Here is a 12,789-nt window from a genome sequence, read left to right as displayed (position 1 = left end):
GCACATTCTTGCTTTTTCCATCCTATTCTTTTCAACCATCTTGCGCCGATCCGCCCTTCAGGCGGATCCAGACTTTCCTCCCGTTCTCACTCCCAGCTCACGCGCCAGCCGTTATTTCACAACCCCAAACGTCGCAATCTCAAACTCCAGGAGTGTCACATGATACACCCCGTTCTCATCCGGACAAAGTACCTCACCCTTCTCTTCCACTACATTACTGCGGTAAACCTCTTTCATCCAGCTCTCCTTTCGGAAGGAAAGTACCTCATCCTGCGGCATATTGTTCACAAACCGCACAAACAGATCGTCCTTTGCAAGTCCCTTCTTAAACGCCGTCAGATGAATTCCTTCCCCTTCAAAGCGGAGGAAGCTCATTTCCAGCGGCATCTCGCCCGATACGAGTTCCGGTTTTACCTGACCCGGCTTTCTGAGCCATGCCTTTGAAAGACCGGCCTGTGCTGCTGTCAGATCCTGCTGGAATGCGTAACCCTCGGTAAATGCCTCGCCCGTCTTACCGGCTGCATACGGCACAACTTCAAACTCCAGGGTAAACGTTCCGATCTGCTGCGCCTTTGGCGTCGGGAAATAACCCCAGTCACCCATCTCCGCAACGGAACGAAGCAGCGTTACCGCAATCGCATTCTCCTCATCCGCCAGAACCTCATATTCATACAATCCGCGGTTTGCCACAAGAAGACCATTTGTCTCATCTTCCATTGCAGCAAAACACTGCTGTCTTTCACATCCGCAAGGATTCGTCCAGGTACCATTATGACGGTTATTTCTCTTCACAACCTCAAAGGCAGAATCTGCCAGATGCGTAGACGTATTCAGACCCGTCGGCATTACAACGCGGACTCTGTGATCCTTTGCCTGATTACAGATCGTCGTTGCGACACGCAGACCTTTTCCCGATTTTTCCAGTGTCAGAACCGTCTTTACTTCCATCGGAACCAGTTCCTTCGAACGGTTTGCCACACGCGTATATGGGTCAATACACATCTCACGCTGTCTCTGCAGTTCCTCTCCCATACCGGACGGAATCATCATTTCGTGACAGATCTCAACTACCGTGCGGAATGCATTTTTCTCCACACAGCGAATCTCAGCTTTCATGCCTTTCGTTGTGACTGTCTGTTTTCCAGAGTCCTGAATATAAATATATTCATTTCCCATATCTCCGGTATCTTCATAGAATCCCAGATTTTCATACGTTCTTCCGGTTTCCTTATTCAGAATCTGGTAGGAACCGTCCTCATTGACCGTAACTTTCAGGTTTTCATTTTCCAGAACACGCTCATTCGCAAAATCTGCAGAGGTTTCCTGGTTCTGATCCGGCTCTGCCTGCTCCAGATAATATGTTGCATATCCCATCGCCGGAACTTCTGCCTCAAACGTTACCAGCACCTTCTTTGCCATATATGGCTGACGGAACCGGTCATCCGGCAGATCGTACCCGAAGGAAATTCCTGCATTTTCGATTTTTGCCGGAACTGCATTTCCGTTTGCATCGCGAAGCACCAGATTTGGCATTTCTACAGCCTCGGCCGCCTCATAACCATCCCATACAAACAGATTGTAATCGCGGAACAGGTGCAGTTCTTTTGCAATGACCTGTTTTTTCGCGGTGCCAGAAGTATTCCATACAACGAACGGAATCTTTTCGCTGTTTCTAGGAAGTGCCGCGGTATTCACCTGATCGGTCAGATATTCTACACTCTCATCGTAAATCGCATCCGCTACCTGTCTGCTCTTCGCAAAGCGGGTTTTCATTTCTTCATTTACTTCATCGACGCTGCAGCCGCAGATGCTGTCATGCGGATGATTCTGCATCAGCTTTTTCCAGCTGTAAATCATCTGGTCTTCCGGGTATGCTTTGCCAAGCACCTCTGCCATGGCTGCCGCCGGTTCTGCTTTCCGCTCCAGCGCTGTTTCGCCGGCACGGTTGTCCACTTTCAGTCCCATCCAGGAGGAAGCGGTGTTTGCCAGTGTCCATCTTCCGTCTGTTTCCTGGCTTGTCAGCTCGCCTTTTACCGTAGAGAAATTCTCGGAAATTTCTTTTTCCATTGCCTTTACATAGGTTTTGAAATCCGAATGAATAAATTCAATGTCCGGGTACAGTTTCCGTGCGACACGGATTGCCTCGGTAATGTCCTTCTGCAATGGCTGATGGTCGCATCCGTTCATCATCAGAAGCTGATGTGTTGCCGCAAATCTTCTCGCATCGGCCAGTTTTTTGTCCCAGTAAACTTTTGCTTCTGCCTCATCCACCGGAATCTCCACTCCGTTGTTATACCAGTTTGCAAACAAAATACCCGGCAGTTTCGTTCCGTCCGGGGATGCCCACATCATTTCGGAATACGTGGACTCATACTGTCCTCCGGTTACCTCATTATTCGGTCCGATCGGTTTTACGCCGCGTCCGAACACAACCGCATCCATGCCCGCCTGCTTCAGCACCTGCGGCATCTGTCCCGCATTTCCGAATGCATCCGGGAAATAACCGACATTTCCGATCGCTCCGTAACGCGCTGCTTCCTGCATGCCGACCTGAAGATTGCGGACACATGCCTCACCGCTGGTCAGAAACTCATCCTGCAGAATGTACCACGGGCCAGTCTGGATTTTTCCTTCACGGACGCATTTTTTCACCTGCTCGCGTTTTTCCGGGCGCACTTCCAGGTAATCGTCCAGGGCAATCGTCTGTCCATCCAGGAAAAATCCGCCAAATTCCGGATCGTTCTCTGCTTTTTCCAAAATATTGTCTACCAGCTCAATCAGTTTCATTCTGTGTTTTTCAAAAGACTGATACCACTCTCTGTCCCAGTGGGAATGGGAAATAATATGAACAGTTGTTTTCATGATGTGTTTCCTCCTGTTATAAAAATGATTTTCAAACTTAAAACTCTTTCTATTTAAGTCTTGTTCCTGTATTGCCGTGTTGATTTGATATATCATATCATAAAAAAACGCAATGCTTCTGTCAAGTATTTCTACGTTTTTCCATGATTTTATATCATTTTCTTTTTATTTGATATATTATTTTTAGTTTGACTTATCTTTTTCCCGAGATTATAATACAAAGCAAGTCGATATCACACTTTTACAAATACAGTTGTCACCAATCATACTATTTGAGGAATTTTACAGACATGGATAGAAATAAAAGAATAACGAAACCCAAATATGAAATCATCAAAGAAGCTCTTTTAGAGCGCATCCGCACCGGACAGTTTTCTTCCGATGCCGTGTTCTGCACGGAAAAAATGCTCTCGGAGCAATATGAGGTAAGCCGCATCACAGCAAAGCGGGCGATTGAAGATCTGGAACAGCAGGGAATCCTGTATCGAAAACGCGGCGTTGGAAGCTTTGTCTCGCAGAAAATCCCACCGGTTTCCTCCTCCGCATCAGAAACCGACAGCAAATCAAAAATGGTTTCCCTGCTGCTTCCCTTTGCCACAACACAGGGAAACATTTCGGAAACGATTGGTTCCTTAAGTGCCGCACTGGCGGAAAAAGGATACTTTTTAAGCATTCATATCACCGGCTCTTCCTCTCCGAAGGAACGTGCCACACTGGAACTGCTCCGTTCTCAGAATATCGCCGGACTTGTCTACTATCCCAAGCGTGACAATATCCACCTGGAACAGTTAAACGATTTCCTGTTTGCAAACCGCCCGGTTGTCATCATCGACAAGCAGACCGACTGTCCGTATTTAAACAATGTTGTCTGCGACAATTACGATGGCGGACGGCAGCTCACCCGTCACCTTCTGGAACAAGGGCATCGCAACATCGCCTTTTTCACAACAGCTCCCCTTTCCGAAACCTCGTCGGTCCGTGATCGTTTCGGCGGATTTTTGCACGAAATAAAAGCCGTCGGAATCATGCCCGATTCCCGGCAGCTTATCACCTGGCCACATGCACTTTCTACAGAAGATGCCCTTTCAACAGAAATCACACCTTTTCAACAGCAGCTCCTTACCCTGCGGCAAAATGGAATTACTGCACTTCTCGCAGAAAATGACCAGGTTGCCGAACTCATCTTTCTCGCCTGCCGTACCATTGGCCTTAGGATTCCGGAAGATCTCTGCCTCTGTGGTTTTGATGACACGAGTCTCAGCCGAAGTCTTGAAATTACCTCTATTCATCAGGACTTTGAAAGCATCGGACGGGAAGCCAGCCGGATTCTCCTTTCCGCACTGGAAAACCCTGCGGCGGAACCGGAAAAAATTGTACTGCCGGTGACACTTGTTCCCCGGGCATCCTCGCTTCGAATGATAAAAACAGAATCCTAAAACCAGATCATTTTTCATCTGAATTTTCTTCCAGAAATTTTCGGATCTTCTCTGGCGGCAGCAATGCATAAATACTTTTATGGAATGTTGCCGCCACTTCCAGTTCTCCGTAATATCCTGTACGCACATCACAATTTCCCTGGAATGCCTCCCGCAGTGTCGCATTCAGCGCTGCTCCCTCATCACTGTCCATAAAATCTTTCAGCATCCGGCAGCAGGTGTGCGTGTTTTCATAATAGCGGCGGTATGCCGGATGAAATTCCCGCATCCATCCGCTCACGGATACACAGAACAACGCCGTCGGATGGATCACCGGCTGATAAAGAAGACGCCATTTTTCCTGCTGTACTGGATCTGCCGCAAACGCAAGCAAAGAAACTTTCAGCTCTTCCATAAAACCCGGATAATCTTCCTCCGTCAGAGAGATAATTTTCTGATTGCGCAGATACTGGTTGATATTCGTCGCATCAATCTGCTCCGGAGAAATGTACTGTAAATAACGGGACATCATTTTCAAATCCGTACCTGCGTGCTCAATCGTATGCTGTGTGATTTTCTGCCACAAAAACTGCTGATATTCCGTAACCGGCGTATCCAGATATGCCATCCACAAATACTGTGCCAGCAGCCGGGCATCCCGGGATTCCATCTGATTCCGGGTAGGATCTTCCGGGCAAAAATCGGTATCTGCAAGCATCCCCGCAAGCTGTTCAAGCGACTGGCACACAGGAAGCTGTCCGCTCAGACGATCCATTTCGCTGATCGTCTGCTGAATGGTAAGCATCTGCGACTGGAGTGCATTCAGCTGTTTATGCAGATAAAATGGTGTTGTGCGCGGCTTGTGAAGAATCGCGCGGATATCCGCCAGTGAAAGTCCTGCCTCGCGCAACTTGCGGATGATAAAAAGTTTTTGAATATCTGCTTCTGAAAAATCATGGTAACCGTTATGTTCATCAACAACAGGCGAGATCATCTTCTGATCGATATAATAATAAACCGTCCTCCTGGACAATCCTGTTTTTTTGATTACTTCCTGAATTCTCATTGTTGCACCCCGTTTTTCCTTTTGTCCAGTCATTCCCCCGCATTCTGACTGTTTCTCTTTTTTTCACTCTTTTTCTTTCTGTTTTTCCGCTTTTTTCGTTTTGATTTTATAAAAGCATACACCTGGTGTATACTTTTGTTTCCTATTATATCCTGTTTTCCCTCAAAAAGCCACGTAACAATTCTCTTTTTCCATAGAAATCTTCTGCTTTTGAGAAAAGAATGCTGTTTATTTCTGAAAAAATTTGCATTGACTGTCCACCAACGATATCCCGTATAATAAAGGAAAAGATTTGCAACAAAATTTAAGAGAAAGGAAATATCCCGTTTTTTGTATTCTCCAAAACGAATCGTCATTCAAAGTCAAATGATTTTTCATGCAAAATTCATTTTTCTCCGAATCGTTAAAAAAATAAAAACTACAGCCTGCATAATCAGTTTTCATTGATATAAAAAAACGGGATCGGGTGAATGGTATGATGTTAAAAGATAAAGTTGCAATTGTTACCGGCGGAACCAGAGGAATCGGCTATGCCATTGTGCACAAATTTCTGCAGAACGGCGCGAAAGTCGTCCTGTTCGGATCCCGGGAAGAGACCGTTGTAAAAGCGGTTGCATCTTTAAAAGAAGAAAACCCGGACTGGGAAGTTTCCGGTGCATGGCCAAAGCTGACCGATGCAGCTGCCATGGTAGATGAGATCAACAAAGTCAAAGAAAAATACGGCAAAATCGATATTCTTGTGAACAACGCCGGTGTCTCAGACAGTACACCAATTGACAAGTATACCGCAGAGCGCTTTGCCAGTGTCATGGATCTAAATGTCAACGCCATGATGAACGGCATCCTTCCAACCGTTGCTATTATGAAAGAACAGGGCGGCGGCTGTATTTTAAATACCAGCTCAATGGTCAGCATCTGCGGCCAGCCGGGCGGCGTTGCCTATCCATCCAGTAAATATGCGGTCAACGGTCTGACCTGGTCCCTCGCACGGGAACTTGGTCCTTTCCATATCCGTGTAAACGCGGTTGCACCTGGCATCACCCGTACCGATATGGTTGCCGCACTTCCAAAAGAAATGATTGATCCACTCATCAACCGCATTCCTCTTCGAAGAATTGGTGAGGCAGAAGACATTGCAAACGCATTCCTCTTCCTGGCAAGCGATATGGCTTCGTATGTAACCGGAGAAATTCTTTCCGTGGATGGTGCGATGAGATCCTGATTTATTTTTCATCCAGTTGTACACCATTTTCTGATTTTGAGGTTATCTGCGTAAAATCTATAGTTTTATGATAGAAAAAATCCTGCAAGACGTTAAACTATCTCTCAATCTTCCGCTTTCCATTTTGAAGATTGGGAGGCAGTTCATGTCCCACAGGATTTTTTCCTATATAGCAGCAGATATTCTCAATCCGATTCGCTGCTTATTGTTTTTCACCATGGAAGCAAGGGACTTCCTTGATTTGGTTAAATCATATTTGAAAACTTCTAAAGTGTCAGTCGACGTAGTTAGAAAAACAGCATCACCACTCCCAGCGCACAGAGCAAAATTCCCGTCACGCGGTTCAACATTTTCACATTTGCCCCGTTGGCCCATTTCGCTCCAATCTGTGCAAAGACCAGGGTACTGATGACACAGGCAATCAGAATTGGAATGTCCGGCGCGCCGCCGATATAAAAATGAGAGATTGCACCGGTCAGAGCTGTAAAGGCCATAATAAAGACGCTCGTTCCAACTGCTGTTTTCAGCTCATATCCGAGCACGCTTGTCAGCACCAGAAGCAGCATCATGCCACCGCCTGCTCCGACAAATCCACAGATAAATCCAATCACAACACCGCAGAGAATCGACTGCTGGATTTTCTGTTTTTCTGATTTATTTGCCTGTACTTCTTTCGTTGTCATAATCGGACGGATGATAAATTTCAGTCCGACAAACAGTGTCATCACTTTCGAAAATCCGCCCATGGTTCCATTTGGCACCAGCGAAGATACGAAGCTGCCGACCAGTGTAAAAATCAGAACAGATATCAGCATAATCACGCCATGGCGGATATCAATGTTTTTATTCTTTTTATAAGTCCAGGCACTTACTCCTGATGCCAGCACATCCGATGCCAGCGCAATGCCAATCGCCTGATAAGCCGGCATGTGTAAAAAGGTAATCAGCATCGGTGAAACAACGGCCGCTGCGGAGAGTCCCGCAAGTCCCGTGCCAAGGCCGGCGCCAAGACCAGCCACAATACATACGATAAGTTGTGTTATTGTCATAGTTTTTCTGTCATCCGCTTAGATCCGTTGCACTTTTCCTGTACTTTGCCATTTAGGGGCAGATGACTGTTTTCCTCCTCTTTCTGTTTTTGTTTTGTCTTATTTTTCTATTATGTTCTTCTCTCTGGCTTTCAGCGTTTTTATTTTTCCGTCACGTTCCTCCGAATCAGCTCGCATAATCTGAGAAATTCTTCCCTGTCTTCTCTGGAAATTCCGGAAAACAACGATTCTCCAAACGCTCTCTGGCAATCCTGTCCAAAGCGGATAATTTCTGATGCACTTTCTTCTAGCTTCAAATGCACTTTCTTGCGATCCGCCGCATCTGTTTCTTTTTGAATGTATCCTTTTTCACACAGCTTGTTCACTGCCAGTGAAACATGCGATTTCTGCATTTTCCGCACACGCACAATATCCACTGCAAGATCAAACTGGCTGTTATTCGCAAGAAACAGCAGAACATCCACTTCCGCAGCTGACAGATCATAACGCACCATGACCTTTTTTCGGTACTGGTTGTATTTTCGTTCTACCTCCACTGCAAATTGCCATTGTTCATCAAACATACTTTTTCACCTTCTTTTTTAACTTGATATTCTTATTTGTTCTATTTTGAACTTTTTTGTATAATAGTTCTTTTTTGAACATTTGTCAAGGAGTGCACACGGAAAACGTTCGAACTTATAAATCTAAAGTATTTTTATAAAGTGCAGAAAATTATATTCTTGACTCTATAATTATTGTAGGGTTTACTATAATCGTAATATTCTACAACAGGAGGTTTCCCTATCATGGAACGAAACTTAACAACCGGCAGTATCTGGAAAAATATTTTCTATTTTTCGCTGCCTTATCTCTTATCGTATTTTCTGCAGACGCTCTACGGCATGGCAGATCTTTTCATCATCGGTCAGTTTGACGGTGCGGCCGGTACAACAGCCGTTTCCATCGGCAGTCAGGTTATGCATATGATTACCGTTATCATCGTGGGACTTTCCATGGGAACGACTGTCAGCATCGCGCAGGCCGTCGGCGCAAAAGATAAAAAGCAGGCATCACGCTGCACAGGAAATACCATCACTTTATTTCTCGGTGTTTCCGTCGTGCTGATGGTAATCCTGCTTCTTCTGGTAAAGCCGATCGTACTTGTGATGTCCACACCATCCGAAGCCGTTTCCGGCACCGTCGCTTATCTGACGATCTGTTTCATTGGTATTCCATTCATCACCGCGTATAATATCATCAGTTCCATCTTCCGTGGACTTGGTGATTCGAAAAGCCCGATGTACTTCATCGCAGTCGCATGTGCGGCCAATATCGCACTCGACTATCTCTTTATGGGCGCCCTGCATCTTGGTCCATCCGGTGCCGCGCTTGGAACCACGCTTTCCCAGACACTCAGCGTCATTCTGGCACTGATTGCGATCCGCAAACATGATACCGGCATCCGTCTTACCCGGTCGGATCTCTCCCCTCAGACAGCTGTAATGGGACAGATTCTTAAAATCGGTGTTCCGATCGCCCTACAGGATGGTTTTATTCAGATCGCCTTTATCATCATTACCATCATCGCTAACCGGCGCGGTCTGGAAGCAGCGGCTGCAGTCGGTATTGTAGAGAAAATCATCAGCTTCCTGTTCCTGATTCCATCTTCCATGCTTTCCACTGTTTCGGCGCTCGGCGCGCAGAACATCGGTGCTGGAAAGCAGAAGCGTGCCGAACAGACCATGTGGTGTGCTGCACTGATTGCTGTCGTTTTCGGACTGATCGTCGCTATTACGATTCAGTTTATTTCCGTTCCTGTGGTCGGTCTTTTCACAACAGATGCGGAGGTTGCACGCCTCGGCGGTCAGTATATCCGCGGTTATATCTGGGACTGCATTTTTGCTGGAGTCCACTTCACCTTCAGCGGCTATTTCTGTGCCTGCGGACGGTCGGAATTTTCCTTCCTGCACAATATCATTGCCATTCTGCTTGTTAGAATCCCCGGTGTGTATCTGACTTCCATCTGGTTCCCGGACACGCTGTTCCCGATGGGCATTGCAACGGCATGCGGATCTCTGACCTCTATTATCATCTGCCTGCTGGTGTTTCGGTACTTAAAGAAGAAACCGATTCGTACTGCTGTATAAATTTTCTTTGGAGATATCTTTATGACAGACGATCGCAGGAAATCACCTTAATTGACAACGGAATGACAAGCGATCCAGAAAAATTTGTAACAGAAATCCGAATCCCGATTCGACCTTCGGATTCTTTTTAAAAACAACAACCGGGAATATCTGATTTTTTGATTTCAGATATCCCCGGGTGTTGTTTTCTTTTGTTTTTTTCGGCCTTTTCTACCACACCGGCTTCTGCAGGCAGAACGGCAGTTCCAGTCCATTTTCCTCGAGAAGTTCCTGGTTCGTCAAAATTTCTTTTGCATCTCCATCGCAGACAATGCACCCGCCGGACATCAGAATCACGCGACTGCACGTTTCCAGAATCATGTCGAGATCGTGCGATGCGATGATTTTCAGATGTTCAAAATCGTTCAGAATGTGGATCAGTGATCTGCGGTTTCTGGGATCGAGTGCAATCGATGGCTCGTCCATCAGGATAATATCCGGTGTCATAGCGAGAATCGTCGCGATCGATGCCATCTTTTTTTCTCCGCCCGACATTTTGTAAATTTGTTTGTCCCGCAGATGCTCGATGTGAATCTGTTTCAGTGCATGGTTTACACGTTTTTCCACCTCTTCCTCCGGCAGCCCGTAATTTCGCGGAGCAAATGCAACATCCTCAAATACCGTCGACATGAAAAGCTGGCTGTCGGAATCCTGGAAGACATAGCCGATTTTTTCGCGCACTTTGGGAAGCATCTCTTTTACAACCGGCATTTCCTCCACACGGATGCTGCCTTCGTAGTCCAGATTCAGTCCCACCAGAAGTTTCAGCAGCGTCGATTTTCCAACACCGTTCGCGCCGATCAGTCCGATGCTGTCATTTTCGTGTGCAGTAAACGTGATGTCCTGCAGAATCGGGACTGATTTTTCGTAAGAATAATTAACATGTTCAAAATTGATGTGAATATGGCTCATTTTTGATATCTCCCGACAATTCTTTTCTCTTCCCGCGTGCAGGCAACTGCACCAGGTTGCTTTTCTACTTCTTCCGACTTGTTGCAAATAGATGTCTTCCCACGCAGCGCTTCATCCCGTTACTTTCAGTACGGCAAAAAGTACAAGCCACACACCCATATACAGCCAGTCCTTCGCTTTGCACGGCTCCTTCGCTGTATAGTAAAATTCTCCCTGATAGCCACGCAAAGTCATGCTTTCATACACCTCATTTGCGCGGTCCATGCTGCGCAGAAGCAGCTGGCCGGCCAGTGTTCCCCATACCTTGAAATGAACACCCTTCTGATTCGGCGCGCGCAGACTGTACGCCTGGGTCATACGGTTTGCCTCTTCAAGAAGCACCGTGACATAGCGGTACGTCAGCAGCACCTGTGTCACCAGAATGGCAGGGATATGAACCAGACGCAGTGCATAACAGATTTTCTCGATGGATGTTGTCGCAATCAGAAGATACGCCGCCAGTACGCTGTAAATACCTTTGATCATCAGCGTCACCATGGAAAGCATCCCTGCTGTCAGCGGAGCAGTACCAATATGCCCGATTACCTGACGGTCAAAGATCGGATTGAACAGCCCCACAAAACAGACGAGCGGCAGAACAATCCGAAGCCGCCGGATGCTGTCGCTTAACGAAATTTCGCCGACAATAAAGAGCACAATCGGATAAATTCCCATGCGCAGCAGGCCGGTCAGATCGTACTTTGGAAAGGACATCGTTACGGTCAGAAAAACAATCGTCAAAACGAGTTTAACCAGTGGATGAATTTTGTTCACCCACTGGTCTTTCGCCGCAAGCATGTCCATATGATGAATTTCATATAATGCATTGCCAAGTTTATTCATTTTTCTCCTGTTCCGTGCAGCTTATGACTTTTTCTTTTTAAAGAAGCGGAATGCATAGCATGCACCGACACAGACAACAAGAACGACTGCGGATCCCGCAATTCCGGAAAAGCTGGTTCCAAATGTGGAATCGGAATTTTTAAATCCATAGTCCGGCAGAAGTGCCGTTTTTTCCTGAATTTCTTCCGCCGTTGCATGTGCGCCGGTTCCGTCGTTTTCCAGTTCCGTCGAGCCAGTCAGACGCTCCATGGACCACTCAAGTCCATCCGGATTGGAGGATGCCGCAAGAGAAACAGCTCCGCCGATCACCAGTGCTGCGATGTCTAAAATCGCAATTGTCTTCTTGAAAGAAAAGCGGCTCTTTGCCCTTTCTTCGCTGCACGAAAGCATCTCCGGACGCGCTTCATAGACGAACAGCAGAACGGCCGCTGTAATCAGGCCTTCTACAAGACCAATCGCGAGATGAATCGGCTGCATTGTTGCCACAAATACAGAAAACGGCAGATCCGTAATACCGGATGCAAGTGTTTCCAGCGCCACACTGAAAGCACCAAGCTGCAGCGTCACCACGCACCCAAGGATGGAAGCACCTACAATCTTTCCGCGCGACATTCCCTTTTTCATCATCGGACACCAGAACAGGAAATAGCCGAGAAAGCACCCATAAAACGCCATATTCCAGATGTTGCACCCAAGCGCCAGAAGACCGCCGTCCGCAAACAGCAGACACTGGATCAGCAGCACACCGATCATTGTTAAAAATGCGGCGTACGGTCCGAGTAATGCAGTCAGCATCATCCCTCCGCAGAGATGACCACTCGATCCTGTGCCCGGAATTGTAAAGTTAATCATCTGCGCCGCAAAGACAAACGCACCCATCACTCCCATCACTGGGATCTTTTTCGGGTCGCTCTCCAGGCGTACTTTTTTACAGAAAAACCAGCTGCTCCGCCGGAACAGACATACATTGTTGCAGCCACTGCAGGCGCAACCAACGCATCAGCCATATGCATAATATTCTCCTCCTTTTTGTTTTCTGTTTTTTTCTTTTTTTTACTTTACTACGCTAAAATTCGTCCTGCAAGCCCCCGTAGGGGTTATTTTTTTAGATTTTTTTATGATCCTTTTTGTTCACTTTTACCGATTTTTTATGAACATTTTGTTTAAATTTAAAGGGTGACTTTTTAACATTTATATGGTATTCTATAGACAA

Annotated in this window: 9 protein-coding genes and 1 pseudogene; 3 read left to right on the top strand and 7 right to left on the bottom strand. The window is 46.5% G+C overall.

All coding sequences use genetic code 11. The annotated features are described in order from the left end of the window. Positions 1-111 precede the first annotated feature (111 nt). On the bottom strand, positions 112-2,862 hold the full coding sequence (locus PGS38_RS12295; RefSeq protein ID WP_270476332.1) for an alpha-mannosidase: 2,751 nt from the start codon (positions 2,860-2,862) through the stop codon (positions 112-114). A 290-nt stretch (positions 2,863-3,152) separates the two neighbouring features. Between PGS38_RS12295 and PGS38_RS12290 the strand changes: the two genes are divergently transcribed. Beyond that, entirely contained in the window at positions 3,153-4,298 is a 1,146-nt protein-coding gene (locus PGS38_RS12290; protein ID WP_118640847.1) for a substrate-binding domain-containing protein, read from the top strand. 7 nt (positions 4,299-4,305) lie between these two features. Here the strand turns inward: PGS38_RS12290 and PGS38_RS12285 are convergent, their stop codons facing one another. After that, positions 4,306-5,343 (bottom strand): helix-turn-helix domain-containing protein, encoded by a 1,038-nt coding sequence (locus PGS38_RS12285; RefSeq protein WP_158578805.1) that lies wholly within the window; start codon positions 5,341-5,343, stop codon positions 4,306-4,308. Positions 5,344-5,818: 475 nt separating this feature from the next. Here PGS38_RS12285 and PGS38_RS12280 point away from each other — a divergent pair, with 475 nt between their 5' ends. Beyond that, a complete protein-coding gene (locus tag PGS38_RS12280; RefSeq protein WP_199696581.1) occupies positions 5,819-6,565 on the top strand; it encodes an SDR family NAD(P)-dependent oxidoreductase in 747 nt (248 codons plus the stop codon). Between the two features lie 287 nt (positions 6,566-6,852). Here the strand turns inward: PGS38_RS12280 and PGS38_RS12275 are convergent, their stop codons facing one another. Then, positions 6,853-7,614, bottom strand: coding sequence for a sulfite exporter TauE/SafE family protein (locus tag PGS38_RS12275; protein ID WP_118595234.1), 762 nt, complete (start codon positions 7,612-7,614; stop codon positions 6,853-6,855). A gap of 140 nt (positions 7,615-7,754) precedes the next feature. Next, positions 7,755-8,177: a MarR family winged helix-turn-helix transcriptional regulator gene (locus PGS38_RS12270; protein ID WP_055226165.1), complete on the bottom strand. Its 423-nt coding sequence runs from the start codon at positions 8,175-8,177 to the stop codon at positions 7,755-7,757. Between the two features lie 225 nt (positions 8,178-8,402). Here PGS38_RS12270 and PGS38_RS12265 point away from each other — a divergent pair, with 225 nt between their 5' ends. Then, positions 8,403-9,743: an MATE family efflux transporter gene (locus tag PGS38_RS12265; RefSeq protein WP_118640843.1), complete on the top strand. Its 1,341-nt coding sequence runs from the start codon at positions 8,403-8,405 to the stop codon at positions 9,741-9,743. 210 nt (positions 9,744-9,953) lie between these two features. Here PGS38_RS12265 and PGS38_RS12260 read toward each other — a convergent pair whose 3' ends face one another. From PGS38_RS12260 to PGS38_RS12250, 3 genes and pseudogenes are all read right to left on the bottom strand, one after another. Continuing rightward, positions 9,954-10,694: an energy-coupling factor ABC transporter ATP-binding protein gene (locus PGS38_RS12260; RefSeq protein ID WP_117510012.1), complete on the bottom strand. Its 741-nt coding sequence runs from the start codon at positions 10,692-10,694 to the stop codon at positions 9,954-9,956. Between the two features lie 111 nt (positions 10,695-10,805). Then, entirely contained in the window at positions 10,806-11,576 is a 771-nt protein-coding gene (cbiQ, locus tag PGS38_RS12255; RefSeq protein WP_117510011.1) for a cobalt ECF transporter T component CbiQ, read from the bottom strand. 21 nt (positions 11,577-11,597) lie between these two features. After that, a pseudogene (locus PGS38_RS12250) lies at positions 11,598-12,589 on the bottom strand (energy-coupling factor ABC transporter permease). Between the last annotated feature and the right edge of the window lie 200 nt (positions 12,590-12,789).

The organism is Fusicatenibacter saccharivorans (genome assembly GCF_027667425.1).
In the GTDB taxonomy this organism is placed as follows: Bacteria; Bacillota; Clostridia; order Lachnospirales; family Lachnospiraceae; genus Fusicatenibacter; species Fusicatenibacter saccharivorans.
The sequence above is the reverse complement of the archived record's forward strand: the minus strand, read 5'-3'. Positions and strand labels throughout refer to the sequence as shown.